Here is a 25,965-nt window from a genome sequence, read left to right on the forward strand (position 1 = left end):
ACACGGGTCCTACCGGTTGGAAGTCGTGCGGTACGGGAAGCTCCTGTCATTTGAAGGGGTCACCGTGGTCGGCAGCGGAACTCTCCCGGCGGACGAAACGCTCGCCCGCGGCACTGACCCAGACGGTGCGCAGATTCCGAAATGTATGCCACCCATTGAAAGTTTTGGGTACGCGTCTTGAATATCTACGTTATTGCCAGGCTGGTGTCCGAGAGGCAGGAGCAGGGGCAAGAGCAGCCAAGTAAGAAGAAGCCAAAGAAAGCGATACGAGGGAACGGGTCGTGGTTCAGGCGTCGAAGGGGTACTCGACGAACCGCTGAACCGTGGCCGGGTTCATCCGGTATCCCGGACGCCCCTGGATGACCGCGTCGGGGATCGGCTCGCACTCGGCGACCTCCTGGAAGATCTCCTTGCATGCATTCCTGAATCGGCGCACGGTCTGGGCGATCGCCGCGATCGTGCGGTTCGTGCGCTCTGAGAGTTCGGTCGCGGCCAGGAAGGGTGCCTCCCCCTCCTGGCCCGGTCGGTTCCGCATGAGATCGTCACCGAGCACTCTGAGGATGTCGATCAAGGACTGCGGCGTGTTCTCGTACACCGTGATGCCGTCCAGGGAGAGGAGCAGCCCGTAGAGCACCACCTCGATGCGGTCAAGGTCGGGCGCCGCTGTGTCGTCGAGTCCGATGTTGAACAAGTCCGGTACCAGGTGAGCCGCACGCAGCCTGGTGTACCGGCTGAGCGGCCGCTGGCCCTCCCAGCCCTCCGGCGCCTGTAGGTAGTCGCCCACCGCACTGAGCAGGTCCGGCACGAGGGGCCTCAATTCCCGCAGGTAGCGGGCGACCCATTCCACCGCGTCGTGTCTGCCGTGCAGCCGGGCGTGCAGGATCGCCGTGTCGAGCAGGACGATGGCCGCATAGGTGCCGAGCCCCGCGTAGACGAACCGGTCATGCAGGGTCGCCGCGGTGTCGATCAGTGTGTGCGGCTTCATCCGCGCCCGGTAGCCGCGGAGCATCCGGTGCCATTCCTCATACGCGGTGAGGTGCACGTTCCAGGCGTGTCTGTTGTTCATGTAACGGTCGGCGAGCCGCAGGAAGATCCTCGGATACGGTGAGGTCTGGTAGGTGGTCCACCCGTGGGAGAACACGTCGAGCGCCGCGTCGAAGTCCCGGCGCCCCCCGTACCGGCAGGCCGCGATGAGGAAATCGGTGGTCCGCACATAACGGTTGAGGAGGTCCCGGTCGCGACTGGTCAGCGCGCGAGGCCGCAGGGTGGAGGACTCCACGAACGTGCCGTAGTTGCCGCTGCGCACATCGCCCAGGTGAAAGGCGTAGGGCTCGCCCTCCGCGCTCTCCACCGGTGGATGGGCGGCGAGTACCTCCGCCACGTAGTCCCGCTGTGCCTCCGCGCTGGCCACCGCCTGTTCCATGCGGCCGGCCAGTAGATGGTTGATGACCACGTCCGTGTGCAGCCAGGCCGCGTCGGCGTAGTAGCCGTACGTGCGATACCGGTCCAGCGACGCCTCGAAGCACGGCAGCGCCCGCTCCGCGTCGTCGGCCGCCGCTGCGGCCAGCCCCTGCTTCCACAGGACGAACGAGACCTCGGAAAAGTCCTCCTGGGTCAGGCCGAGACCGAGTCCTTCGGCGAGCCTGGCGAAGGCGGCGGGGAAGACGGACTGCGAGTAGTCGGCCCAGCCCTGGCTGAGGTGGTCGGCCGCTTCCGCGAGGAGTTCCGGTGCCCGTTCGTCCACGGCGCGGTCGAGTAGATCGATCAGCTCCTGCGCCCGGGGCAGGATGCGCCCCGTATAGAGGAAGGAGGAGTTGACGTACCTCTCGGCGGTGGCGCGGAGCGCCGGGGCGATCGACTTGCCGCCGTCCATCCGGGCACACAGCGCGGCGAGCATGAGCATCAGGGCGACATCGTGCTCGCCCGTCTGTCGTAGGTCAGCGGTCGACAGGTCGGCCGGACCAGCCGAGCCGACCGCGCCCGGCTGGGGGCCGCCCCGCGCATGCCTCTCGAGTGCCTGGTAGTACTCGGCCACGCTGCTTTTCCGCACCATGGTCCTATCCGTCCATTCTCTGCTCTGTCGGAGGTGGCAGCGGAACGTCTGCGACTCCCCCCGAGTCCGGGACGTCACGACCGCACGGATGAGGCCCGAGAGTAGTGCTCGTCCCCGGTAAGGGCCACGTGGGGCAAGACCTTCGCGCCCCTACCCGCCCATGCGCCAACCACCCCTCGTCGGGCCGAGCCGTGCTTCGTGCCCCCGGTGGAGACTCCGCGTGCACAGGTGCCCGTGAGGTGAAGAGCGCACAAGAATAGTCGACAAACGTGAGTCATATTGAACCACGAGAATGACTGTCTCGAGTCATGTTAGGTACCATCCCTGACGCCATGAGAATACTCGGATTCAGGGCCGCTCCGCGCTGCAGCCCGTCGGAAGGGGAACGTCTTGGCGAGCGAAGAGCACGACCGACTGACGCTTAAGGAGAGGAGGCAGCTCCTGCGGGACGCCCTCGGCGTCGGACTGGCCGTCGGCGCTTACGGGCTGTCCTACGGAGCGCTGGCCGTCTCGAGCGGGCTGAGCGTCGGTCAGACACAGTTCCTGTCTCTCCTCCTGTACGGAGGCTCCGCCCAACTAGCCCTGGTCGGCGCACTGGCGGCGGGTGCTGGCGGACTGGCGGCGTCCGCAACGGCGACGCTCCTCGGAGTGCGCAGCGTCTTCTACGGGGTGAGCCTGCGGCCGTTGCTCAAGCTGCGCGGGAAGGCACTGCTGCCGGCGGCCCATCTGCTGAGCGACGAGAGCACCGCCATGGCGATAGCCAAGCCGACCCCGTCGGCAAGCCGCTACGCCTACTGGGTCACCGGCTCCGTGGTGTTCCTGTGCTGGAACGTGACCACCCTCATCGGAGCCCTCGCCGGTTCGCTGCTCGCGGACCCGAAGGCGCTCGGGCTCGACGCTGCGTCATCAGCCGCGTTCCTGGCGCTGGTGGCGCCGAGGCTGCGCGACCGTGCGGGCCAACTGGTCTTCGTACTGGCGAGCGTGGTGGCGATAGCCGTGTCCCCCTTCCTCGGGTCGGGTCTGCCGGTGCTCATCGCCGGACTCATGGCGCTGAGCGTGTCACTGCTGCCGCCCGACGGCGACCGGCGCCGCGACAACCGGAGCGCGCACGGCAGTGCATCCGACAGCGAGCCGCTCGACGGCGGCCTTCCGGATAGCCCACCCGATGACGAGCCCTCGGGGCGAAGCGGCTCGGCCGTACACGGAGGCACCTCATGAGCTGGTCCTGGATTCTCCTGGCGACGGCCGCGTGCTTCGCGCTCAAAATGGTGGGCCTGCTGGTTCCCGAGAGCACGCTCGGCCGGCCGGCCGTCGCACGTGTCGCGGGCGTGGTGCCGGTCGCACTGCTCGCGGCCCTGATAGCCACCCAGACATTTGTCGACCAGCAGCAGATCACTCTCGACGCCCGCGCAGCCGGACTCGTCGTCGCGGGCGTCGCGCTGTGGCGCCGCGCACCCTTCCTGGTCGTTGTGGTGGCCGCAGCCGCCACCACCGCCGGCCTGAGGTGGCTCGACCTGGCTGCATGAACCTTGCTCGCGGCGACCTCTGCTTCGGCATGTTCCGGGCACACAGCGGCCCCGACCCGGTGATCCCGGGCCGGGGCCGCTGCGGTTGTCCTCAGTAGCGGTAGTGGTCGGACTTGTAGGGCCCTCGACCTTCACACCGATGTAGTCCGCCTGCTCCGGGCGCAGCTCGGTGAGCTTCACGCCGAGGGCGTCAAGGTGGAGGCGGGCGACCTTCTCGTCCAGGTACTTGGGCAGCATGTAGACGTCGGTCGGGTACTCCTCGGGCTTGGTGAACAGCTCGATCTGGGCCAGGGTCTGGTCCGCGAAGGAGTTGGAGGGAAAGATCGGCGACCGTGAAGTCAGCGGTGGTCTGCGAGGAAATGGTGTGCGCTCCTTGAGTGCAGGATGTTCTGGTGGATCTCGAGCGTTGCCGTCGAGCGGTTGAGGGTGATGTGGTGCAGCCCCGGCGCGCCCTCGGCGAGCAGCCGCTCGGCCATGGCCGTGGCGTACTCGACGCCGATGCGGTGACTGCCCAAGGGGCTGTCACGCGCGGCATCCAGGCGGTGGGCCAGGTGTTCGGGGAAGGCCGCGCCGGACAGTTCGGCGAAGCGACGGATCTGGCGTACGTCGGTGGCCGGCATGATCTCGGGGATGATCGGGATGTCACAGCCCACGGCCGCCACCCGGTCACGCAGCCGCAGGTAGTCCTCCACATGGAAGAACATCTGCGTGATCGCGTAGTCGGCGCCCGCCCAGCACTTGGCCACGAAGTGCCGGATCTCGGACTCCCAGTCCGGAGAACGCGGATGCTTCTCGGGAAAGGCCGCCACACCCACACGGAACTGGCCGGACTGCTTGACAAGGCGGACCTGCCGTCGGACCCCGCGGTCGGCCGCGGCCTGGAGTCCGTCGGTGACCTACGCAACCTGGACCTCGCAGCGGCTAGTGAGCCCGGTGGCGACGACGTTCTTGGCGACCCAGCGCATCGCGTAGGCGGCCGAGCGGTCGACCTTGGACGGGTCCTTGCCCGAGAAGGCGCCGCCGCCGTGGCGGGCCATGCCGCCGTAGGTGTCGATGATGATCTTGCGACCGGTAAGCCCGGCGTCGCCCATCGGGCCGCCGATCTCGAAGCGGCCGGTCGGGTTGACCAGGAGCCGGTAGCCATCCGTCTCCAGGGAGATGCCCTCCTTGGTGAGCTCCTTCAACTCGGCGTCGACCACGTGCTCTTGGATGTCACGGGCCAGTAGCGCGTCCAGGTCGATGTCGCTGGCGTGCTGTGAGGAGACGACCACCGTGTCCAGACGTACCGGCCGGCTGCCCTCGTACTCGATGGTGACCTGGGTCTTTCCGTCGGGGCGCAGGTAGGGGACGGTCCCGTTCTTGCGCACCTCGGACAGGCGCTTTGACAGGCGGTGCGCCAGGTGGATCGGCAGCGGCATCAGCTCGGGGGTCTCGTCCGACGCGTAGCCGAACATCAGCCCCTGGTCGCCGGCGCCCTGCTGGTCGAGCTCGTCGCCTCCTTGACCTGCGGCGGCACCCTCGACGCGCTTCTCGTACGCGGTGTCAACGCCCTGCGCGATGTCCGGGGACTGCGCACCGATGGAGCGCATCGAGGATGGTGTCGCTGATCTGGTCGGCGATCTTGTCAGGGTGACCCTCGGTCACGGACTCCGAGGTGAACAGGCGGCGGGACAAACGGCTACTCCTCTGCTGAGAAAGCTCTGCGAGCGCTGCGAGAGCTCTGCGGGGAAAGGTCGGTGTGCGGGCCGTTCAGGAAACGGCCTGGAAACCAGGGACGGTCACCACACCCTCGGCCCCGCGGGAGCGGTCGAGGACGAGTGCGGCGAGTGCGATGTCGAGAGACCCGAGGCCGAACGGCGCGTAGATGGCGACCTTGCCGCGATCGGGCCGCGCGACGCCGCGGAGATAGTCGCCGACGGCCACGATGCTTTCGCGGTTCACGGTGCCCTGCTCCACCGCCAATGCCAGTGACGTCTTCTCGCGCAGGGCGTGCGACACCTCGTCGACTACGTGTGTGGCGCCGCTCATCGCGGTGGGCTCCAGGTCCCGCAGCGACATGTGCAGCACCACGGCCCCGGGCTTGAACCAGCCGGGCTCGCTGGCATGGGGCACGACGGCAGTAGTGGCGAAGAGCACCAGATCGGCGTCGCGCAGCGCCTCCTGCAACGTAGGCGCGGTGGTGACGGACGAGCTCAGAGCGCCGGCGAACTCCGCGCTGTCGGCAGCGAAGGCACGGGCACGGCTCTCGTCGAGATCGTGCACCGCGACCGTCCGGCACGACCAGCCCAGGTCGGCCAGCACCGCAAGCGTCGTACGCGAGATGTAGCCGGTACCGATGACGGCCAGCTTCTGCACGTTCTGATCACCGTCGCGCAGCGCCTCGGCACCGACCGCGGCGGACAGGGCCGTGCGGTGGCCACTGATCTGGGCACCTTCCAGGATCGCCTTGGCGAACCCGGTACGGACGTCGTTCAGTGCGATGAGGGCAGAGGCCCTCGGCAGCCCCAGCCTCAGGTTCTCGGGGAAGCTGGATATCCACTTGATACCCATTGCGGGTGCGTCTCCCGCGACATACGCAGGAAGCGCAATAATACGCTCCCGACGTTCCTGGTCAGGCCTTAGGAAGAGACTGTCGGGATTGACAAGATTACCCTGGGCGGCCTCGATGTAAAGGGATTCGACCATGCCCTTGGCCTCTTTCCCGATGGATGCCAGGACATCCCCGACTACGGACGCAGGGACGACCACGAAATCCCGATCCTGGGCAGCGTTGTCAGTACTCACCGAAGTGCTCCTTCTTGGCAGTCGCCACGTGAATCACGGCTTCAGCGCAGCAGTGAGAATTTCTTGGTCAAGGGGTCGACATCGGCCCGGGTTCCGAACACGGCCACGCCGTAGTAGTCGAGATCGCTCTCCGGGGTCTGCTTCATCCGGTCCAGCTGGTCGAGGTAGCTGCCGCCGGTCATCTGCGCAGTGAAGTCCGTGCAGAGCAGGCCGGAATCCAGAGCTTCGCCGCGCAGCTTGCGCAGCCAGGCCGGCCGCCCTTCGAGCGCGATCAGCGACAGCCCGGACACGGGAGAATGGTCATTGCCCGAGGCATCGGGAAATTGCAGAAACGACATCCTCTGCACCAGCTCGGGCCGCTCTGCCGCGGCCTTCGCGACCAGCCCGAGACACAGGTGAGAAGCAGCATTTGCGGCCACCCCCCGGTCAAGTTTTGCCTTGAGTGCCACCACGAACTTATATTCGGCGTCGACCTGCTCGGACGCCACGACGACTTCTCCGACTTCAAGCATGCGAATACCCCAAGAAACTACTCTCGATGTGGTGCTGATCCACCGTACGTGCAGAATCAGCTTGGGCCCCGGATTAATTACTCTTTCCCTGCCCGGCGCGTGCGAGGCCCGCTTGACCGGCCTTCAGAAGCTATGCGGTGAGGGGGACTTGCGCGCGAACGGCAGAACCTGGCGATGTTTGAGGACGAGCGCGCGCTCGGTACCAGGACGGAGAGCACCGGAGCCCAGGCGGTGCCCAGGAGAGCGACAGCGCTACCAGGCACATGACAGTGACGCACGGAATGGACCATGCGACGACGCGGAGAACTGCCGGACAACGGCTGCCCCGGCTGTCGGAGCGATTCGGTGACGGGCCCGGTCGGCGCGGGGTCGCTGTGCCGACCGGACCCGCCCGATCCGCGGGAAGCGCTTCGGCTGTCAGCCCTGCGGCGTTGCGTACACGACCCAGTTGTCATGGGTGTGCGGGTAGGGACGGAAGTCGCCGTGCGGCGGGTCGTCCCAGGAGATCCGGCGGATCTCGTGGATGGTCCAGTCCGCGAACAGGCCGCGCATCTCGTCCTCTTCGTAGTACCGGAACAGCGTGTCCTTGTAGGCGAAGGTGTGCGGGGCTATCTCCTCGCCCTCGCCGTAGGTCTGGTCCTTGAGGGTGAACGCGTTCGTGACGAAGAGGCCGCCGGGCGCGACGATCCGGCGCGCCTCGGTGATGAGGTCAGTGGGGTCCTGGATCTGGCCGAACACGTCGAAGCAGGTCACCGCGTCCACTGACGCGTCCACCAGCGGAAGTCCGGTGGCATCGGCCCGGAGCAGGAACGAGCGCTGCTTGATGATGCGGCGCGCGTGTGCGAGACCCGTCGGCGCGATGTCCACCCCGAGCGCGTTGAAGCCGGCCTCGGCCAGCGCGGCGAGGTTTCGCCCGTCACCGCATCCGAGGTCCACGACGGTGCGCACGTTGCGCTCCTTGAGAGCCTCGATGGCCTGGGGGATCACGGGGATGGGATCCTCCTGCCACAGGGGGCCCTCGTCCTGCTCCTGGTAGGCCTTCTCCCAGCCGTACTGGAGCTCCGAGTATGCGTGGGCTGTCATGTAGCCTCCTCTAGATGACACCGAAGGCTCATCTTATGTCTCCGTGGTGACACGTAAAGGGCCGTCTCAAGATCTGAACGGAGTCCGTAAGGTGCCAACTTCCCTGAGTCTGCGGGTAGTTGAGATACTGGTCCCAGCCTGTGTGGCGGATGCCGGGGCTCCGAAGTGCGGCCCGGCCAGGCAAAGACACCGTTTCCAGGCCGCGGCGGGCGATTCGGTACGCCAACGCCGGTATGATCACAGGAACTTGACGTTTCGTCATCAAGTCGCCGTCGTTCGGGGCGGCGAGGTGACGGCCGCGATCCAGGCAGCGCCTTGCGGGCGGGCGTCCCCGCTCGGCAGGAGCGGAACGAGCAGGTGGCGGCCGGCTTTCCCCTCCTGCGTGAGCGCCGCGCGACCCGTGCGTCAGCGCGGGCCCAAGGGTCGCGCGCTGATTTCCTAAAACAGACCAGATCGGACAGCTTTCATAGGCCACTCGTCCAGATAGTGGGACCGGCCTTTCCCTGGGCGGTAGTGCTATGTATTGTCCCTGGCGGCCCTGGCGCTAGGGGCGGTTCAAGTCCCGCCGAGCCAGTCAGAGCGGCATTGTCGCGAATCATCGGCAATTGAACGAGGCAGGCGCCGATGCCAACTGTTCTCCTGCCTCAGGTATGTTCTTCCACGAATGATCCTGCGCGGATGGCGGGTGTGGTATGGGTGCACGAGTCATTACCGAAATTCCTGGTCCAGCATCGAAGCGACTGCTTGACGAACAGGCTGTTACTGAATCTTCGGCGCGGGCTTACCCGCGCCTTACACCGATCGCTGTCGGCGGTGCGGACGGGGCCTACCTCAGCGACGTCGACGGCAATGTTTTCCTCGACTTCCTCACCGGTGCGGGCGTGCTGGTGCTCGGTCACAACCACCCGGAACTTGTGCGCGCAGCCCAGGCTCAGCTCGAGGTCAGCACCCACGGCCTTGATTTCCCCACCGAGGCCAAGCGGGACTTCACCGGCGAGCTTCTCCGGATGCTGCCGGAGGGGATGCACGGCACTACCAAGATCCACTTTTGCGGACCAACCGGGGCAGATGGTGTCGAAGCGGCCATCAAGCTGTGCAAAACCTTCACAGGTCGCAGTGGTGTCGTGTCGTTCCACGGTGGCTTCCACGGCAGTACGCAGAGCACAGTTGCACTTACCGGACTGCGAGCCTCGAAGGACCTCCCGGGTAACCCGCAGGTTGCCTCGTTCTTCCCCTACTCCTACTGCCACAAGTGCCCGTTAGGACTGTCGCCGGAGAGTTGTTCGGTCAATTGCATCCAGTATCTGGAGAACATGCTGAACGACCCCAACGGAGGCACCCCGCGGCCAGCCGCAGCGATCCTGGAAATGGTCCAGGGCGAGGGCGGCGTGATTCCGGCACATCCTGAATTTGTGCGGCGGCTCAGGGAGACGACCACTGCCCTCGACATCCCGCTCATTGTCGACGAGGTACAGACCGGATGCGGCCGTACCGGCACGTGGTTCGCCTTTGAGCAGTACGGTATCGAGCCTGATGTCGTCGTCTCCTCGAAGGGACTCGGCGGCGGCCATCCCGTATCGGTGATTCTCTTTCATGAGCGCCTGGACGGCTGGAAGCCCGCCGCACACACCGGAACCTTTCGCGGTAATCAGCTGGCATTTGCCGCAGGTGCGGCACAGATAAGGGTGATGGAGCGCGACGACGTTCTCGGCAGCGTCCGGAAGGTCGGGGCCCACCTGGAGGAAGGCCTCCGTCGACTGCAGGAGCGCCACAGCTTCGTTGGTGACGTCCGTGGCCTCGGCCTGATGCTCGGCGTCGAGTTCGGGCCGCTCGGTCCGTGGCCGGCCGGTGAAGTCGTGGACCGTATCCGGCAGGCCGCGCTCCGCAGGGGTTTGATCTTCGAGCCGGCCGGGCGTGGCGGGTGCGTCGCCCGCCTCCTTCCCCCGCTCAACCTCACCATCGAGGAGGCGGACGAGGCGCTGGAGATCCTCACCGCGGCCGTTTCCGAGGTGGCCGAGTCGCTGCGAGGGCACGATGACTGCTGAGCCGAACCCCGTGAAGGTCCTGAAGTTCGGCGGGTCCTCGTTCATCGAACTGTCGGACTACGCGACCGTCGCCAAGTATCTGACCGGGATGCTCACGTCCGCCGACGCAAGGGTCGTCGTCGTGGTGAGCGGGATGTCCGGAAGCACGGGGCGACTGCTCGACGCGGCGCTGAGCATCGATCCGAATCTGCAACCACAGGTACAGGACCAGGTGTTGTCCACCGCGGAGATGGTCAGCGCGAGCTTCATGCGTGCCGCGTTGAACGCGGCCGGCTGTCCTGCCACCGACCTGTGGGCACCGCAGGCAGGCATTCGCAGCGACGACGCGGCCACCCAGGCCCGGATCGTGTCCATCGACCCACGCCCGCTCCTCGATGCTCTCAGCGAGCACCAGGTGGTCGTGGTGGCCGGTGGCCAGGCGATGGACACCGGCAACCGCGTCACGATGCTCGGCCGTAACAGCTCCGACCTCACCGCGGTCGCGCTCGCGGCCAGCCTGTCGGCCGGGCAGTGCGACATCTTCGGTGACACCCCCGGGATTTGCACGACCGATCCGCAGGTCGTGCCGTCGGCCCGGCTGCTGCCGCAACTGACGTACCGGCAATGCATCGCGATGTCCGAGTCGGGCGCGAAGGTGCTGCACTGGGGTGCGGTTCGGTACGCACAGGAGCATGACGTCGTCATACGTTGCCGACGTCTGGACGTGGCGCTCGCGGGGGAGGACACGCCGGGCACCTCGGTGGGTGCGGGCCCCGGCGAAACCGCGGTCGTGGGTGATGCGCGGATCCGGTTGTACCGGCTGCCGCCGTCCTACGACATCACCGCGGTGCTCGGATCGTTACGCGACGCCAACCTCGTTGCTCACGCAGTCGACCACGACGCCACCACCATGCTGGCGTTCCCCGCCGGGCAGAACCCGGAACGGTCACTCGCGGACCTGGGCCTGCACGCGGAACCGGTCGACGGCTTCGGCATGGTCTCGGTGATCGCGCCGGACGGCGCCGCCACCAGGCGGCTCGTCGACCACGGCGAGGTCGGCAGCACCGTCGTCGCGGTGCACGAGCAGCTCTACGGAACCCCCGACGCCGAAGATCGCACCCGGGTCCGGTCCAAACCGCGGTCGCCCCACAGCGGCTTGCTGGTCGGGTCCTCGGCCCCGGCTGCGGGCACGGGCAGCGGCGAGCTCACGAACGTCGGCTGGGAGTAACTGTGCGGCTCATCCTCGGTCTCCTCGTCACCGCCGTCTGGGGCCTCAGCTTCTCGATGATCAAGGTCGCGGAAGAGACCTTCGATCCGTTGTTCCTGCTGGTACTCCGGTTTGTGCTGTGCTTCCTGCCGGCGGCGTTCTTCCTGCCGCGCCCGCAAGTCCCGCTACGACAACTCGTGAGTTACGGTCTCGTATTCGGGATAGGCCAGTTCGGTCTGCTCTTCTTCGGTATCCAGGCCGGACTCTCACCCGGCCTTGCCTCCGTCGTGCTCCAGCTCCAGGTGTTCTTCACGATTGCATTCGGTGCATGCTTCCTGAAGGAGCAGATGACCAGAGGCCAGAGTGCAGGCCTGGTACTCGGGGCCGCCGGCGTGATACTGATCGGAATGATCACGAAGGGCACGCTGACGGTCATCGGCCTGGCCCTTGTCGTCTGTGCGGCCATGTCCTGGGGAATCGCGAACATCCTGGTCAAGAAAATGGGCAACGCGGATCCGCTGGGCCTGATCGTATGGTCGAGCCCTATACCGGCAGTTATCCTGCTGCCGTGTGCGCTCGCCATTGAAGGCTATGCCTCGATCGAATCATCCGTGCGTCACATGGACTGGGCATCCTTCGGGGCCCTACTGTTCATCGCGTATCCCACGACGGTCATCGGCTATTCCGTCTGGAACTCACTTCTGCAGCGGTACGAGGCGGGACGCATCGCCCCGCTCACCCTGCTCGTCCCGGTCTTCGGGATGGCGTCGTCGACGCTGATCTTCGACGAACGGATCACCACGCCCAAGGCCATCGCCTGCGGCCTGCTCATTCTCGGGCTCTGCGTGAACCAGATCAACGTGCACCGCCGGAAGGCGCCTGCCACCAGTCAAGTAGAGGAGAAAGTGGCATGAGCAAAATCGCGCTTCTGACAAATGACCTGCAGTACGAGTTGGTCAACAAGAACGAAGACCGCAGCCGCGCGGTTGCCGAATCGATTCCCCGCTTCACCAAGTTCCTCCAGGCGATGCGGGACCGCGGGCACCACGTCGTACACCTGCAGATCGTCAACCTGCCCGACGACCCGAATGCGGAACGTTGGAACGACGGGCACCTGCCGGTTCAGAAGGGCACGCCCGGAGCCGAGATCATGGCCGAATTCCTCGAGGATTCGGACATCGTCATAGAGAAGCACAAGGACAGCGGGTTCTACGAGACGGACCTCCACGACCGTCTCCAGGAGCTCGGCGTCACGACCGTGGTCATCACGGGTATGCAGACCCAGATCTGCGTACAGACCACGGCCGCCGACGCGTTCTTCCGCGGTTACAACGTGTGGGTTCCCTCCGACTGTGTCGTCTCCGCGCACGAGGCCGACCGGCAGCGCGCGCTCGAATGGCTGGACGGCTACTGCGCGACGGTTTCCGACTCCGAGGACATCGTGCGGGTTCTGGACAGCGAAGGTGAGCTGCCCCGCAAGGAGGTGGTGACCCCGTGACCATGTCGCCTTCCGTGACGGACACCGACACCGTCATCCTCGACCACGGCACCGGAGCCCGCCGCAGCCGCGAGCTCGTAGAACTCATCTCGGCCACGCTCGGCGACGTCTACATCGGCGAGATGGAAGACAGCGCGATCCTGACCGTGGACGGTGCACAGATCGCCGTCACCACCGACTCGTTCGTGGTGGACCCGGTCCTCTTCGGCAACGGCGACATCGGCAAGATCGCCGTCTGCGGCACCGTCAACGACCTCGCCGTCGCCGGTGCGGAACCGCGCTACCTCACGCTCGGCATGATCCTCGAGGACGGACTGCCCCTGTCCACGCTCGTACGGGTTCTCACCTCGATCCGGGACACCGCGAAGGAAGCCGGCGTCGTGATCGTGGCCGGCGACACGAAGGTCGTACGCAAGGGCGAGGCGGACCAGATCTACCTCAACACCACCGGAGTCGGTGTCTTCAAGCGCCCGCCGCTTCGCATGCGGGACGTGCAGCCGGGCGACAAGGTGATCCTTAGCGGTCCGATCGGCAACCACACCGTGCACCTGCTCTCGATCCGCGAAGGCCTCGGCTTCGAGACTCGCGTGCTGAGCGACTGCGCGCCGCTGAACGGGATGCTGGCCGACGTGTTCGAAGCGACGGGCGGCGGGACCGGCGTGCACTCCATTCGCGACGTCACCCGTGGCGGGCTCAACGCGGTCCTCAACGAGTACGCGGCCACGGTCGGCACGACGGTGCTGGTCGACGAGCAGGCGATCCCGGTGCAGCCGGAAACCGCGATGGCCATGGACATGCTCGGCATCAGCCCGCTCAACGCCGCAAACGAGGGATGCGCCTGTCTGTTCGTCGCCCCGTCAGCGGCGGAGGCCGTCCTGGAAGCCCTGCGCAGCCACTCGTACGGCGCCGGTGCCGTGGTGATCGGCGAAGTCACCGATGAACCGACCGCGCGAGTCCAGCTGCAGGACGCGAACGGCAGGCGCGAGACGCTCGACGAGCTCGCCGGAGCCGAGCTGCCGCGGCTCTGCTGACCGGGTCTGGCTGGGGGAGACATGGAAACGATGGACACCGCAGAGTGCTGGCGTGTGCGGGTGACGGGCGTGGTTCAGGGAGTTGGCTTCCGGCCGTTCGTCTACCGGCTGGCGCAGGAGCACTCTCTGACCGGATGGGTCAACAACGACAGCGCGGGCGTATTCCTCGAAGCCCAGGGCCACCCGCGGGACCTGTCGGCCTTCACCGCCGCACTGTCGGCCGAGGCACCACCGCTGGCCCGGGTGGACGAGGTCTCGGTCAAGGAACGGCTGCCGGCCTCGGAAGGACGGGAAGCCTTCGTCATCCGGGCGAGCGAGAACTGCGGTTCGGCCACGACGGTCGTGCCGGCCGACTCGCACGTGTGCGACGACTGCCTGGCCGAGATTCGTGATCCAGCGGACCGGCGCTACCGGTACCCGTTCGTCAACTGCACGCACTGCGGCCCGCGTTACTCACTCATCCGCGGCCTCCCCTACGACCGGGCGGCCACCACGATGGTGGCGTTCCCCATGTGCGCGGACTGCGAACGCGAGTACCGCGACCCGCTCGACCGCCGCTATCACGCCCAGCCGACCGCCTGCCCGCACTGCGGGCCGAAGCTCACCGCCTCGGTCCTGGACGAGGACGGCCGGGTGCGGGCCGTCGGCGAGAGCGAGGAGGCTCTGACCGCGGCCCTCGACACCCTGCAGCGCGGCGGGATCGTCGCGGTCAAGAGTGTCGGCGGATTCCACTTGGCGGCCGACGCACGCAACGCCGACGCCGTCGCCCTGCTGCGGACGCGCAAGCGGCGCGACAGCAAGCCGTTCGCCGTCATGGTGAGCGACCTGGCAGCGGTCGACCGGATCGCCTGGCACACCCAGGCCGAGGACGAGCTCATGCTCTCGCCCGCTCGCCCGATCGTGCTCCTGCGCAAGCGGGAGGCCGTGCTGCCGGACAGCGTGGCGCCCCGTAACCCCAACCTGGGCGTCATGCTGCCGTCAGCGCCCCTGCACCACCTGCTGCTCGACCGTGCGGGCATGGACGTGCTCGTCATGACGAGCGGAAACGTATCGGGCTACCCGATCGAGTTCCGCAACGAGGACGCCCTTGAGCGCCTGTTCGAGGTGGCCGATCTCGTCCTGCACCACGACCGTGACATCGAGACCCGGGTGGACGACTCCGTCATGCGGACGTCGGAGCACCCGGAGCTGAGCGGGCCCCTGGTCACGTTCCTGCGGCGCTCGCGCGGTTACGCCCCGTACGCACTGCACGTTCCGATCGACATGAGCCCGGTCGTCGGCCTCGGAGCCGAGCTCAAGGTCACCGTGTCGCTGGCGCGCGGCCGCAGCGTGTACATGAGCCAGCACATCGGCGACGTGAAGAACGACGAGACCTTCGACTCGCACCGCACGGCCGCCGAGCATCTCGCGCGCCTCTACGAGCTCGCACCGAGCCTGGCGGCATGCGATCTGCACCCGGACTTCCGTGCTTCCGTGTACGCCCGCGACACCTACGGCGGCGAAGTCGAGGAAGTACAGCACCACCACGCCCACATGTCCGCCTGCATGGCCGAGAACCAGCTCACCGGCGCCACGATCGGGGTGGTGTTCGACGGCTTCGGATACGGCCTGGACGGCACCGTCTGGGGCGGCGAGTTCCTGCTCGGGGACTACTGCTCGGTGGAACGCGTCGCCCACCTGCGGCGCTTCCCCCTCCTCGGCGGCGACCAGGCGGTACGCGAGCCGGTGCGCACCGGGTTCGCGCTCGCCGTCGACGCGCTCGGCGACAAGGACGCGGCCGCGGCGGCGTTCCCCGCGCTGGGCGCACTCGACGAGCAGCAGCAGTCCGTCTACGCCGTCATGGCGGCCCGAGGCATCAACTCGCCGCGCACGTCGAGCATGGGCCGGCTGTTCGACGGCGCGGCAGCGCTGCTCGGCATCTGCGGCCGCGCGGAGTACGAGGCGCAAGGGCCGATCGAACTCGAAGGCCTGCTGCGACGAGAGCTGGAAATGGCGCCGACAGACGCCTATCAGGTGCTGCGGCAGCCCGAGCCGGAAGCCGTGGAGCTGGACTGGCGGCCACTGATCAGGGCGCTCGCCGCCGACGTCGCCGCGGGCATCGCCCCGGCCGCGGTCTCCCGGCGCTTCCACTCCGGGATCGTGGCCATGGTGCTCGCCGAATGCGATGCGATCAGGCGGGAGCACGGCATCAACCAGGTCGTGCTGTCGGGAGGCGTGTTTCTCAACGAATTCCTTCTCGTCAACTGCCTCGTCGCCCTGCGGAAGTCCGGGTTCGAGGCCCACTGCCACCAACTCGTCCCCACCAATGACGGCGGAATCTCGCTGGGCCAGGCCGTGGTGGCGAGTGCGCGGCAGGCAAAGCGCCGCCGAGCCGAGAGCTGAGTTTCGAGGAATCTCTATGTCCAATCGCGTACTGGTGGTTCAGCCGGCGTTCTCAGGCAACGCCTATGTCGCCCATGCCCGTTCCCTTGGCTGGGACGTCCTGGTGGCCTCCCACGAAGGTGGCAGCCGCCAGGTGGCGGAGCCCGTACGGTCTCTCGCCACGGAGCTGATCACGGTGGACACCAACGACAGCGCGGCACTGGCGGCCGCCGTCGACGAGGCCCACCAGCGGAGCAAGATCGACGCCGTGGTCGCCGGCGGCGAGTTCTACGTACCGGCCGCGGCGCGCCTCGCCGACCAGCTCGGTGTGCTCGGCCTTGACCCCGCTGCCGTCGACCGGGTCCGGCGCAAGCCGGACATGCGTCATGCGGTGGCCGACGCCGGCCTGGAGGTACCGAGGTTCACCGTGGTCCGCGACCTGGCGGGCCTCGACGAGGCCTGCGCCTACGTGGGCTTCCCCGCCGTCATCAAGCCGGTCGAATCCGGCGGCAGCATCCATGTGTCGCGCGTCGACAGCCTGGAGGAGGCACGCGCGGCGCTGGAGGCGATATACGCCGACGAGGAGCTCGAGTTCGACAGGCCGCTCGACACCGATGCCATCGTCGAGCAGTACGTGTCCGGTCCGGAGTACAGCGCCGACGGCTGTGTGCACGACGGCGAAGTCGTCGTCGTGGCTGTGACGAGGAAGCTGCTCGGCCCCGAGCCGCGCTTCCTCGAGATCGGGCACCTCACACCGGCCCCGCTCGACGAAGCCACTCGGCAGGAGATCACGAAGTACGCCGAGGGCGTCGTCAAGGCGGTGGGGATCACGACGGGGCCCTTCCACTGCGAGTTGCGACTCGGCATCGACGGCCGCCCCGTTCTCATGGAGATCGCCGCGCGCCTGCCCGGCGACAAGATCACCGAGCTCATGGAGATGAGCACGGGCCTGGTGCTGCCGAGAATGGTCCTCGCGTCGGCCACCGGCTCCGATCCGGTGAGCGCGGGGGCGTACCGGGAACCTGATGCCCCCGCGGCCGGGATCCGTTTCCTGACCGCCAGCGGATCAGGTGCCTACACACGCCTCGAAGGCTGGGACGAACTGACGGCGGAGCCGTGGGTGGTGGGCAGCCAGATTCTCATCGAACCGGGCGCCGCCGTCAGGACCGACGAAGCGGACTACCGCTGCAGGATCGCCGTCGTCGTCTTCACAGCGGGATCACCTGCCGAGGCACAGGAGCGCTGGACCGAGATCGGCGACCGCGTGCGCGTGCTCGGCGACTAGTGCCGCGGCAGGCAACGTTTGCCCGTCAAGGAGCGGCGTCCGGTGCGTGCTCTCGGCGTGCCGGCCGGAAGCCCTCGTACTGGACGTACTTGGGCTTTCGGCCGGTGCGGCGAGAGGGGGTACCTCCCACGCCTTTAAGGCAGTGGGGGAGCCTGCCGGACGCCGCGACGGGGCGAACGTTGCCTGTCGCGGTACTAGCTCCGCACGAACAGCAACCCACGATGCGTACACCACGGATGGAGAACATGGAGCCTCTGCGCGTTCACTGGTGCTCACCGCCGGACACCGGCCAGGCGACGCCGACGGACAAGTACAAGACAGGCACGCTCGACATGGCCGAGGTCGTCGACTTCGTCCAGGAAGCCGAAGAGCTCGGCGTCGACAGCCTGCTGATGGGCATCGGCCACTACTTGCCCGACCCGCTGCCCGTGGTGGGCGCCCTCACGCAGGTGACGGACCGGGTCAAGTTCATGCTCGCCTACCGTCCCGGACTGCTCTCGCCGACCCTGTTCGCCCAGGTCGTCAACACCCTGTCCTGGATGTCCGACGAGCGCATCTCCCTCAACATCGTCTCGGGGATCTCCCCGGCCGAGCAGGCCGGCTACGGCGACTTCCTCAGCCACGACCAGCGCTACGAGCGCTGCCGTGAGTTCCTGGAGATCATCCGGGGGTTCTGGGGCGGCCAGTCGCCGCTGACCTACGACGGAGAGCACTACTCCGTCAAGGACGCCGAACTGGGCCTCGGCTACAAGGGAGGCGGGCGCCCGGAGATCTACATCAGCGGGGCGTCCGGGGTGGCGCAAGGGACAGCTCTCGCCCTCGGCGACTGCTGGCTGCGCTACGGCGACACCCCCGAAGGGATCGCCGAGGCGAGCCGGCCCCTCATCGAGGGTGGCCGCCGGGTCGGCACCAGGATGCACGTGCTCGCCCGCCCCACCCGCGAAGAGGCGGTGGCCGAGCTCGCCGAGCTGATGCGCAATCCCGACACGCAACACGAGGCGTGGGTCCGCGATTTCGTGGCCAAGGCCGACTCCGAAGCGGTGAAGTCCTCCTACCGGCTGGCCGACCAGGCCGTCGGCGAATGGCTGTCGCCCTACATCTGGACCGGAGCCGTCGCCTACCGCGGGGGTCCCGCGCTGTGCATCGTCGGCAGCTACGAAGAGGTGGCCACGTACATCCACAGCTACAAGGCCGCGGGCATCAGCGAGTTCATCTTCTCCGGATGGCCGACCCGGGACGAGATGAGGATCTTCTTCACCCATGTGCTGCCCCTGATCCGGGATCTCGAGTGGGCGGAGGCCGCGCAGGCCGCGACCGCCGTGTCATGAACGCAGTTCGTCCCCGCAGAGAAGTCTGAGGAACAGCTATGCACATTGTTGTCATTAACCGCTGGCCGAGGTTCTCCGACGAGCGGCGCTGGGACCACGAGCTCAGCCGCTTCGAGGAGTTCATCGACCACGACCGGCACCGCATCAGCTACGTGGTCGATCCGGTCGGCGAGACCGGCGTGCTCGCGGACCGCTCGAAGATCGCCCGTCTCGTCAAGATCGAAGATGTCAACGATTTCGAGGCGCTCTGCGGGGCTGTGCGCGAGATCGAGGCCGAGGTCGGGCCGGTCGACCAGCTCGTCGCACTGTCGGAGTTCACCCTTGCCATCGCGGCCGAGGTCCGCGAGGCACTCGGTATCCCCGGCCCGCGCCCTGAGGAGGTGGCGGTCTACCGGAACAAACTGAGGATGAAGGAGCTCGTCGCGAAGGCCGGGGTGCGCGTGCCGCGCTTCGCTCCGTGCGGCGACGCGGAATCCGCCGTGGCCTTCGCGCGGTCGGTCGGGTACCCGCTGATCCTCAAGCCGGTCGGCGGCGCGGCCAGCATCGGGGTGCACCGGGTGGAGGACGAGCCCACGCTCCTGTCGCTGCTCGGCACGGTCGACCCCGAGGAGTACGAGATCGAGGAGTTCATCGCCGGGGCCATCTACCACGTGGACGGCTTCGCCGACGACGAGGCGCGGATACCGTTCCAGGCGGTGTCCCGCTACGTCAACGACTGTCTGTCGTACGAAGCCGGCGGAGCGCCGCTCGGCTCGGTCGTACTGCAGGCGTCCGAACTGCGGGACCGCGTCGAGGAGTTCGCCCGGACCTGCGTGTCGGCGCTGGGCATGAAGTCGATGCCGTTCCACCTCGAGGTCTTCGTCTCCGACAGCGGCGAACTGGTCTTCCTGGAGATCGCCGGCCGCATCGGCGGCGCCGAGGTCCCGTACCTCACGCACCGCCTCTTCGGGGTCAACCTCTGCCAGGTCTGGCTGAACGCGCTCTGCGAGGGGACGGTGACGCTCCCGCCCAAGACAGGGGATCCGTCGGGCGGTTGGCTGATCATCCCGAAGCCGGAGCAGCTCCCGGCACGGGTGATCTCGGTGACCTCCCTGCGCGACATACCGACGGTCTGGCGGGAACTGGTGCCGAGCCCGGGTGACGTACTGGCCCCGGGAGGCAGCTACGACGCGGTGCACAGCGGACGGTACATCTTGGTCGGGGACGAGGCGGCCGTGGAACAGGACATCCGCAGGATCGTCGACGAATTCCGCATCGAGACCGAACCGGTGCCGGAGTGACGGCGGCACACGCCGCGCAGCAGACCGCGGACACCACGGAAGCACACCACACCGCCAAGCGGCAGCGGCTGCACCGCCGCCTGTTCGCCTGCGGCGTCCTGTTCGGAGTCGTCGCCGAGCAGATCGTGCTCTTCGCCGTGCCCCTCCTCATCTTCCAGGACACCGACGAAGTCTCGTCACTCGGATTCGCCTATGCCATCGAGTGGCTTCCGGCCCTGCTGGCGTATCCCTTCGCGGGACTTCTCGCCGATCGGGACGGCGGCACACGGCTGTTCACCTGCGTCAGCGCAGGGCGGGCGGTCGTCATCGGCGGCGCGCTCGTCGGCTGTCTGGCGGCTCCGTCCCTGCTGACGCCGATCCTGATGACCTCAGGGGCGCTGCTCTCCCTGTTGATGGCGCCGGTACGGATGTCCATCGAGAAGGTGGTGCCCCAGCTGGCCAAGGGCACTGAGCTGGCGAAGACCCAGGGCCTGGTTCAGAGCATGGAGGTGTCGGCGATGGCCGTCGGCCCCGCCCTCGCCCTGCTCGGTGTGGCCTTCGTCGGCAAGTTCTGGCTCCTGGCCGGCGCCTCGGCGGCGTTCCTCGCGGCGGCGGTCTGCTGGCTGCCGCTGCCTCGCGGGCTGCGGTCGGCCGGCAGTGGCAGTGTGCGGGAGAGCTTCGCCGAACTCGCCCTGGGCTGGTCCCTCCTGGTGCGCAACAGGCCGCTCGTTCTGCTCGCCGTCCTCAACTTCTCGATCAACCTGGTCTTCGCCACCGTACTCAGCGCCAATGCCGCACTCGTCACGGGCGTGTTCCACGCTCCCGAGTCCGCGTACGCCGTGCTCAACATCTGCGTCGGCGTCCTGGGCCTGGTCAACCTCATGGTGATCCCGCTCCTCCTCAGACACTTCGACGTGCGGGTACTCGGAGTCTTCGGTCTCGCCCTGCTCTGCGCCTGTCTGGTACTGCTGGGGATTGCCTCCTCGATGCTGCTGTACGGTCCGGCGTTCGTGGCCGCGTTGCTCGGCGTGACCTACTTCAACGTCTTCAATCGCACACAGCGGATCAAGGTCATACCGGAGGAGCACCTCGGCAAGGTGATGGGGCCGTTCTATCTCCTCAACCTCCTTGCCCTGCCCATCGGTGGCCTTCTGGTGGCCGGCGCCGGATCCAGTTTCGGACCGCAACGGCTGGTCGCCGTACTGGCCATAGCACTCAGCGGTTTCGGCGCGGTCATGCTGCCGTTGACAATTCGTGCTTTCGGCCGCGCGTTTTCCGAACGCGAGGCGTCTCTGGTGGGGGTGGAATGATGGAGGGCAGCTTTCGGTGCCTTCTGAGTACGGTTGAATCGGATTCGCATTTCTGGAATCTCATCTACCTCGAGAGACTCCTCGAAGAGCATGGCGCGGTGGTCCGCAATCTGGGGGGCTGCACCCCGGCCGGCCTGGTCGTCGACGAACTCGCCGAGTACCAGCCGGATCTCCTTGTGGTGTCGAGCATCAATGGCCACGGCTACTACGGGGCACGTGACCTGATGGCGCAGATTCAGCACTCCGGTCTCGCAGTGCCGTGTGTCGTCGGCGGCAAGCTCACCACGTCCGCCTCGGACGACGACCGCGTCCGCCGTGATCTGCTGGCACAGGGTTTCACCGACGTCTTCCTCGGCGACGACTCCGTCGAACGTTTCCGGGGGTTCCTGCACTTCGGTTCCCGCTTCGGTTTCGCCGCGTGGCGTCCCGACGCGCCGGTGGTCGCGCCGTGGGACGGCCCCGAGCAGGTCCTGAACCTCAGCCCGGGACGCTGACGTGTCCGGATACTTGGACCGGTTCGTCGCCGAGGCGCGGAGCCGGGGGGCTCTTGTGGTGCAGCCACGCATGGGCTTCGGGGCCATCGACACGATGCGGGAAGGCCTGCGTGAGGTCGCGCATCTCGGCATTCCGGTCGTCGGCACCATCACCGTCGACAGCTATACCCGCGTCGGCGACCACGTCAGTCCGCTCGAGCGGCTGATGGCGGGCGAGGAACTCAACGGGTATCCCATCGTCACGCACTCACCCGCGCAGACCCGCGACATGCTGGACGGCCTGTACGGTCCGTCGTTCCCCATCCAGGTTCGGCACGGCACGGCACTCCCGCAGCGGGTCATCGAGAGTCTGGTGCGGGCAGGCCTCGACGCCACCGAGGGCGGCCCCGTCTCCTACTGCCTGCCCTACAGCCGCCTTCCGCTCGCCCAGGCCGTCGAGGCCTGGGCCGAAGGATGCCGTTTTCTGGCGAACGAGACCGAATACGGGCACATCGAAAGCTTCGGCGGCTGTCTGCTGGGGCAGCTCTGCCCGCCGTCGCTGCTCTTGGCGATGACGGTCCTCGAAGGACGGTTCTTCCTGCAGCACGGAGTGCGGCACATGTCGCTCAGCTACGCGCAGGGAACGCATGGCGACCAGGACCGAGCAGCGCTTCGGGCCCTGCGGGAGCTGGCCCGGGTGTACCTCGAGGACGCCACCTGGCACGTCGTGCTCTACACCTACATGGGGCTCTTCCCACGAACCCCGGACGGTGCGGGCGAGTTGATCGGCGACAGTGCACGCCTCGCCCGGGACACGGGCTGCGAGCGTCTCATCGTCAAGACGGTCTCGGAGGCGTGGCAGATACCCAGTGTGGCGGAGAACGTGCTGGCGCTCAGGTTGGCCGCCACGGCCCCCACCGGCCCCGCGGAGGGCGCCACGGCGCTGGAGGACGCGTTCTTCGCCGAGATCCTGGAAGAGGCGCGGTGCCTCGTCGACGCTGTAGTCGACCTCGACCCCGATGTCGGAAAGGCCTTCATCAGAGGCTTCGAGTGCGGAATCCTCGACATTCCCTTCTGCCTGCACCCCGACAACCGGGGTAAAACGACGTGCACGATCGACGAGTCGGGTGCCCTTGTATGGGGCCACACCGGGAACCTTCCCTTCTCCGGCCGAAAAACGCAGCGCCACGTGGCACCACTGGGGTCCGACAAACTCTACAGAATGCTCAATTACGTCGTTGATCGTTATGACAACGGCCCATCCGAGAGGCGAATTGAGAGGCGATTCATGAGCCGCTCCGGGGAGGAAATCAATGACCGTAGGTTCTGAGCGGTTCAGCGAACTTTTCGGCTCATTCCCGACGCCCATTGCGATCGTCACGGCAAGAGGCGCGGACGGTGAGCCGTTCGGTTACACGAGCAACTCGGTCTGCGCGGTGTCGGCTGCCACGCCGATGCTCCTCATCTCCGTGGGCAAGCAGTCCCGCACCCTGCCGGCGATCGTCTCGTCGCAGGCGTTCGCGGTGAACTTCCTCTCCGCGTCCGGCCGGTCCGCGTCGCAGGTGTTCGCGAGCAAGGCCACGGACAAGTTCGCGGACGTGACGTGGCAGCCGTCCGCCGTCGCGGAAGGCGCGCCACTGCTCACCGAGATCGCCCTCGGCTATGCGGAATGCAGGGTCGAGAGCGCGACGCAGGTGAGTGACCACTGGCTCTTCATCGCCCGGGTGGAAGGCACCGCCGTCTTCCCGCGCGAACCCCTGCTCTACCGCAAAGGCAGCTACAGCGTGTGGTCGCCGCAGTATGCCGATGTCGTCGCATGACGGAAAGGATCTATACGTGAACGCCCGTCGGATAGCGATCGCTGGCTGCACGGGTGCCGTGGGCCGTTCGCTTCTTCAACTGATCGAGGAGCGAGTCTTTCCGACCTCGGAGTTGCGGCTGATGGCCTCTGCACGCTCCGCCGGCACGGCGGTCACGGCGCTGGGCCGCACCACAGTCGTAGAGGACCTCGCCACGGCCGACTTCACCGGCACCGACATAGCGTTCTTCTCGGCAGGCACCGCGGTCAGCGCCCAGTGGGCGGCCAAGGCTGCCGCGGCCGGCGCCCTGGTCGTCGACAACACCAACGCCTTCCGGATGGACTTGGACTCCCCGCTGGTGGTGCCCCAAGTCAATGGCGCGCTGCTGGCCGAGCGGCCTGTCTCGGGCATCGTCGCCAACCCCAACTGCTCCACGATCCCGCTGGTGCGGCTGCTGCAGCCGATGCACGAGGCGTACGGGCTGCGGCGAGTGACCGCCGCGACCTACCAGGCGGCGTCCGGCGGTGGCCAGAGCGGCATCGAAGAGCTGCGTGCCGGCTCGCGGAACGTGCTCGAGGGGTGGCCCGCGGCGGCCGAGCGGTTCCCCGAGCCGCTGGCCTTCAACGTGGTCCCGGCCATCGACCGGTTCCAAGACGACGGCTCCACCCTCGAAGAGCGGAAGATGCGCCAGGAGTCGCGGCGCATCCTCGAACTGCCCAGCCTCGACCTGACCGCGACCTGCGTCCGCGTGCCGGTTGAGAACGGGCACAGCGAGGCCGTCGTCGTCGACTGCGAACACCCCGTGACCGCCGCGGGGTTGACCGAGCTGTTCGCCGCCCAGCCCGAAGTCGAGGTCTGGACGGACCGGGTGCCGACCCCGCGGACGGTCACCGCACGTCCTGACCACGTGCACGTCGGCCGGGTCCGGGTGGACCCCGAGCAGCCGACCCGTGCCCTGTTCTGGCTGGTCGCCGACAACCTGCGCATCGGCGCAGCGCTCAACGCCCTGCAGATTGCCGAACGGGCGGTCGAGGAGGGCATCGTATAAGGCCTCGCACAAGCAGGGTCGAACCGAGCAGGATGCCCACGACTGTCTCGCCTACCACAGGTGGCTGCCTCACCTTGCGGGCCGCGGCCGCGAACAGCCGGGCCAAGCCCAGGACCACCGCGAAGGCGAGAAAGAACACTGTGGTCTGTTCGCTGTTCATATCGTGTCTCCGCTGCCGAGGTGCGAGGAGCCCGGGCCTGCCTGGGGCTTGAGCACCGAACGTCCGATGAGGTCCCGCATCACCTCGCTGGGGCCGGCGGCGATGGTGGCCGCCCGGGCATCCCTGTAGGCCCTGGCGGCATCGGACGAATCGAGGTAGCCATGTGCTCCCTGGAGCTGCAGGCTCGCGTCGGCCATCTTGCATTCCAGTTCGGTCGTGTAGAGCTTGGCCATGGAGCATTCGGTGGCAGGCAGCTCCCCCTGCTCGTACAGCCAGGCGGCATGATGGACGAGCTGCCGTGCGGCGGCCAGCTCCGTTGCCAGATCCGCGATGCGGTGGGAGGGTGCCTGCTTCTCCGACAGGGCACCACCGAAGAGCCGGCGTTCGGTCAGGAAACGGCGAGTGTCGTCGAGACAGCGCTCCGTCCCGCCCAGTGCCAGCGTTGCCGCGACCAGCCGCTCCAGCTGCAGGCCGCGCATCAGATAGTAGAATCCGCTGTTGGCGCGCCCGATCAAGCGGTCCGCGGGCACGCGCACGTCCTCGTACCCGACCGTGGCCGCACCGGCGGAATGCCAGCCCAGTGTCGGCGTCGGGGCCACGGTGACGCCGGGCAGGTCCGAGTCGATCACAAGGAGGGACAGGCCGGTCGCGCCGCGAGGGCCGGAGTCGGTTCCAGGCGCTGTACGGATGGCCACCACATGGAAGTCGGCCGCCATGCCATTGCTGACCATGGACTTGGTGCCCCGTACCACGAAGTGATCGCCGTCCGGTTCCGCCGTGGTGGCAAGCCGTGACAGGTCGGCCCCGGCCCCGGGTTCTGTGATCGCCAAGGCAGCCACACGCTCACCCCGGACGGCCGAGGCAAGATAGTCCCGGCGCAGTTCAGGGCCGCCGACAGCGGCAAGGTAGTGGGTGGCCATGTAGGCGTGCACGGAAATCGCCGCCCGCAGGCCGCCGAACCCGGTGCGCCCGAGCTCTTCCAGGAAGACGAGTGAAGTGAAGAGATCCCGCTCGCCGCCATCCACGCTGCGCGGGTGCAACAGCCCTAGGTAGCCCTGCTCACCGAGCAGCTTCCACACAGTGCGGGGCAGGCCGCGCTCCCCCTCCCAGGAGGGAGCATGCGGCAGGACCTCCGTGGCCAGGAACGAGCGGACCTGCTCTCTGAACGCTGCATGGCTGTGGGTGAAGTACGGGGATCGCACGATCCACTCTCTTTCTGTTCCC

General features: G+C 67.3%; 21 protein-coding genes and 3 pseudogenes. 16 read left to right on the forward strand and 8 right to left on the reverse strand.

The window, feature by feature from the left end:
* Nucleotides 1-286: 286 nt before the first annotated feature.
* On the reverse strand, nt 287-2,053 hold the full coding sequence (locus H8R17_RS16980) for a hypothetical protein (RefSeq protein ID WP_187824037.1): 1,767 nt from the start codon (nt 2,051-2,053) through the stop codon (nt 287-289).
* A 390-nt stretch (nt 2,054-2,443) separates the two neighbouring features.
* Here H8R17_RS16980 and H8R17_RS16985 point away from each other — a divergent pair, with 390 nt between their 5' ends.
* The gene (locus H8R17_RS16985) at nt 2,444-3,271 is read left to right on the forward strand and encodes an AzlC family ABC transporter permease (protein WP_187824038.1); all 828 of its coding nucleotides are present in this window, start codon (nt 2,444-2,446) and stop codon (nt 3,269-3,271) included.
* Entirely contained in the window at nt 3,268-3,579 is a 312-nt protein-coding gene (locus tag H8R17_RS16990; protein WP_187824039.1) for an AzlD domain-containing protein, read from the forward strand. Before H8R17_RS16985 ends, H8R17_RS16990 begins: the two co-directional genes overlap by 4 nt.
* Before the next feature lie 91 nt (nt 3,580-3,670).
* Here the strand turns inward: H8R17_RS16990 and H8R17_RS16995 are convergent.
* The 6 genes and pseudogenes from H8R17_RS16995 to H8R17_RS17020 all read right to left on the reverse strand — a co-directional run.
* Nucleotides 3,671-3,894: pseudogene (locus tag H8R17_RS16995) on the reverse strand (adenosylhomocysteinase); the annotation flags it as partial.
* A gap of 23 nt (nt 3,895-3,917) precedes the next feature.
* Nucleotides 3,918-4,427 (reverse strand): annotated as a pseudogene (locus H8R17_RS17000) (methylenetetrahydrofolate reductase); the annotation flags it as partial.
* A 51-nt stretch (nt 4,428-4,478) separates the two neighbouring features.
* Nucleotides 4,479-5,253, reverse strand: a pseudogene (locus H8R17_RS17005) (methionine adenosyltransferase); the annotation flags it as partial.
* 75 nt (nt 5,254-5,328) lie between these two features.
* Nucleotides 5,329-6,363 carry a 2,3-diaminopropionate biosynthesis protein SbnB gene (locus H8R17_RS17010; RefSeq protein ID WP_187824040.1) on the reverse strand — a complete coding sequence of 345 codons (1,035 nt, stop codon included), beginning with the start codon at nt 6,361-6,363 and terminating at the stop codon, nt 5,329-5,331.
* 41 nt (nt 6,364-6,404) lie between these two features.
* A complete protein-coding gene (locus H8R17_RS17015; protein WP_187824041.1) occupies nt 6,405-6,875 on the reverse strand; it encodes a DUF2000 domain-containing protein in 471 nt (156 codons plus the stop codon).
* Nucleotides 6,876-7,292: 417 nt separating this feature from the next.
* Nucleotides 7,293-7,958: a class I SAM-dependent methyltransferase gene (locus H8R17_RS17020; RefSeq protein ID WP_187824042.1), complete on the reverse strand. Its 666-nt coding sequence runs from the start codon at nt 7,956-7,958 to the stop codon at nt 7,293-7,295.
* Between the two features lie 692 nt (nt 7,959-8,650).
* Here H8R17_RS17020 and H8R17_RS17025 point away from each other — a divergent pair.
* From H8R17_RS17025 to H8R17_RS17090, 14 genes are all read left to right on the forward strand, one after another.
* On the forward strand, nt 8,651-10,003 hold the full coding sequence (locus tag H8R17_RS17025; RefSeq protein ID WP_187824043.1) for an aspartate aminotransferase family protein: 1,353 nt from the start codon (nt 8,651-8,653) through the stop codon (nt 10,001-10,003).
* Entirely contained in the window at nt 9,993-11,210 is a 1,218-nt protein-coding gene (locus tag H8R17_RS17030; RefSeq protein WP_187824044.1) for a hypothetical protein, read from the forward strand. The genes H8R17_RS17025 and H8R17_RS17030 overlap by 11 nt, the downstream gene beginning before the upstream one ends.
* A gap of 2 nt (nt 11,211-11,212) precedes the next feature.
* Nucleotides 11,213-12,103, forward strand: a complete 891-nt coding sequence (locus tag H8R17_RS17035) for an EamA family transporter (RefSeq protein WP_187824045.1) — start codon at nt 11,213-11,215, stop codon at nt 12,101-12,103.
* A complete protein-coding gene (locus H8R17_RS17040; RefSeq protein ID WP_187824046.1) occupies nt 12,100-12,687 on the forward strand; it encodes a cysteine hydrolase family protein in 588 nt (195 codons plus the stop codon). The genes H8R17_RS17035 and H8R17_RS17040 overlap by 4 nt, the downstream gene beginning before the upstream one ends.
* Before the next feature lie 2 nt (nt 12,688-12,689).
* On the forward strand, nt 12,690-13,718 hold the full coding sequence (hypE, locus tag H8R17_RS17045; RefSeq protein WP_187824082.1) for a hydrogenase expression/formation protein HypE: 1,029 nt from the start codon (nt 12,690-12,692) through the stop codon (nt 13,716-13,718).
* A gap of 30 nt (nt 13,719-13,748) precedes the next feature.
* Nucleotides 13,749-16,100, forward strand: coding sequence for a carbamoyltransferase HypF (gene hypF, locus H8R17_RS17050; protein WP_187824047.1), 2,352 nt, complete (start codon nt 13,749-13,751; stop codon nt 16,098-16,100).
* 16 nt (nt 16,101-16,116) lie between these two features.
* Entirely contained in the window at nt 16,117-17,364 is a 1,248-nt protein-coding gene (locus H8R17_RS17055; protein WP_187824048.1) for an ATP-grasp domain-containing protein, read from the forward strand.
* A gap of 245 nt (nt 17,365-17,609) precedes the next feature.
* Nucleotides 17,610-18,692 carry an LLM class flavin-dependent oxidoreductase gene (locus tag H8R17_RS17060; RefSeq protein ID WP_187824049.1) on the forward strand — a complete coding sequence of 361 codons (1,083 nt, stop codon included), beginning with the start codon at nt 17,610-17,612 and terminating at the stop codon, nt 18,690-18,692.
* 38 nt (nt 18,693-18,730) lie between these two features.
* Nucleotides 18,731-19,972, forward strand: coding sequence for an acetyl-CoA carboxylase biotin carboxylase subunit family protein (locus H8R17_RS17065; RefSeq protein ID WP_187824050.1), 1,242 nt, complete (start codon nt 18,731-18,733; stop codon nt 19,970-19,972).
* Nucleotides 19,969-21,261 (forward strand): MFS transporter, encoded by a 1,293-nt coding sequence (locus H8R17_RS17070; protein WP_316959424.1) that lies wholly within the window; start codon nt 19,969-19,971, stop codon nt 21,259-21,261. Before H8R17_RS17065 ends, H8R17_RS17070 begins: the two co-directional genes overlap by 4 nt.
* Nucleotides 21,258-21,755 (forward strand): cobalamin B12-binding domain-containing protein, encoded by a 498-nt coding sequence (locus tag H8R17_RS17075; RefSeq protein ID WP_262505298.1) that lies wholly within the window; start codon nt 21,258-21,260, stop codon nt 21,753-21,755. Before H8R17_RS17070 ends, H8R17_RS17075 begins: the two co-directional genes overlap by 4 nt.
* A 1-nt stretch (nt 21,756) precedes the next feature.
* Nucleotides 21,757-23,064 carry a methylaspartate mutase gene (locus H8R17_RS17080; RefSeq protein ID WP_187824051.1) on the forward strand — a complete coding sequence of 436 codons (1,308 nt, stop codon included), beginning with the start codon at nt 21,757-21,759 and terminating at the stop codon, nt 23,062-23,064.
* Entirely contained in the window at nt 23,048-23,554 is a 507-nt protein-coding gene (locus tag H8R17_RS17085) for a flavin reductase family protein (protein ID WP_187824052.1), read from the forward strand. Before H8R17_RS17080 ends, H8R17_RS17085 begins: the two co-directional genes overlap by 17 nt.
* The gene (locus H8R17_RS17090; RefSeq protein WP_187824053.1) at nt 23,541-24,581 is read left to right on the forward strand and encodes an aspartate-semialdehyde dehydrogenase; all 1,041 of its coding nucleotides are present in this window, start codon (nt 23,541-23,543) and stop codon (nt 24,579-24,581) included. The genes H8R17_RS17085 and H8R17_RS17090 overlap by 14 nt, the downstream gene beginning before the upstream one ends.
* 156 nt (nt 24,582-24,737) lie before the next feature.
* Here H8R17_RS17090 and H8R17_RS17095 read toward each other — a convergent pair whose 3' ends face one another.
* Nucleotides 24,738-25,943, reverse strand: a complete 1,206-nt coding sequence (locus H8R17_RS17095) for an acyl-CoA dehydrogenase family protein (RefSeq protein WP_316959425.1) — start codon at nt 25,941-25,943, stop codon at nt 24,738-24,740.
* Nucleotides 25,944-25,965: the final 22 nt, after the last annotated feature.

This window comes from Streptomyces sp. TRM68367, from assembly GCF_014495685.1.
Lineage (GTDB): Bacteria > Actinomycetota > Actinomycetes > Streptomycetales > Streptomycetaceae > Streptomyces.

What these genes read in the sequence shown, in the direction of transcription:
- H8R17_RS17075 (WP_262505298.1), top strand. Translation starts at nt 21,258, where the DNA reads ATGATGGAGGGCAGCTTTCGGTGCCTTCTGAGTACGGTTGAATCGGAT.
- H8R17_RS16980 (WP_187824037.1), bottom strand. Translation starts at nt 2,053, where the DNA reads ATGGTGCGGAAAAGCAGCGTGGCCGAGTACTACCAGGCACTCGAGAGG.
- H8R17_RS17025 (WP_187824043.1), top strand. Translation starts at nt 8,651, where the DNA reads ATGGGTGCACGAGTCATTACCGAAATTCCTGGTCCAGCATCGAAGCGA.
- H8R17_RS17020 (WP_187824042.1), bottom strand. Translation starts at nt 7,958, where the DNA reads ATGACAGCCCACGCATACTCGGAGCTCCAGTACGGCTGGGAGAAGGCC.
- H8R17_RS16990 (WP_187824039.1), top strand. Translation starts at nt 3,268, where the DNA reads ATGAGCTGGTCCTGGATTCTCCTGGCGACGGCCGCGTGCTTCGCGCTC.
- H8R17_RS17040 (WP_187824046.1), top strand. Translation starts at nt 12,100, where the DNA reads ATGAGCAAAATCGCGCTTCTGACAAATGACCTGCAGTACGAGTTGGTC.
- H8R17_RS17030 (WP_187824044.1), top strand. Translation starts at nt 9,993, where the DNA reads ATGACTGCTGAGCCGAACCCCGTGAAGGTCCTGAAGTTCGGCGGGTCC.
- H8R17_RS17055 (WP_187824048.1), top strand. Translation starts at nt 16,117, where the DNA reads ATGTCCAATCGCGTACTGGTGGTTCAGCCGGCGTTCTCAGGCAACGCC.
- H8R17_RS17060 (WP_187824049.1), top strand. Translation starts at nt 17,610, where the DNA reads ATGGAGCCTCTGCGCGTTCACTGGTGCTCACCGCCGGACACCGGCCAG.
- H8R17_RS17090 (WP_187824053.1), top strand. Translation starts at nt 23,541, where the DNA reads ATGTCGTCGCATGACGGAAAGGATCTATACGTGAACGCCCGTCGGATA.
- H8R17_RS17065 (WP_187824050.1), top strand. Translation starts at nt 18,731, where the DNA reads ATGCACATTGTTGTCATTAACCGCTGGCCGAGGTTCTCCGACGAGCGG.
- hypF (WP_187824047.1), top strand. Translation starts at nt 13,749, where the DNA reads ATGGACACCGCAGAGTGCTGGCGTGTGCGGGTGACGGGCGTGGTTCAG.
- H8R17_RS17015 (WP_187824041.1), bottom strand. Translation starts at nt 6,875, where the DNA reads ATGCTTGAAGTCGGAGAAGTCGTCGTGGCGTCCGAGCAGGTCGACGCC.
- H8R17_RS17085 (WP_187824052.1), top strand. Translation starts at nt 23,048, where the DNA reads ATGACCGTAGGTTCTGAGCGGTTCAGCGAACTTTTCGGCTCATTCCCG.
- hypE (WP_187824082.1), top strand. Translation starts at nt 12,690, where the DNA reads ATGTCGCCTTCCGTGACGGACACCGACACCGTCATCCTCGACCACGGC.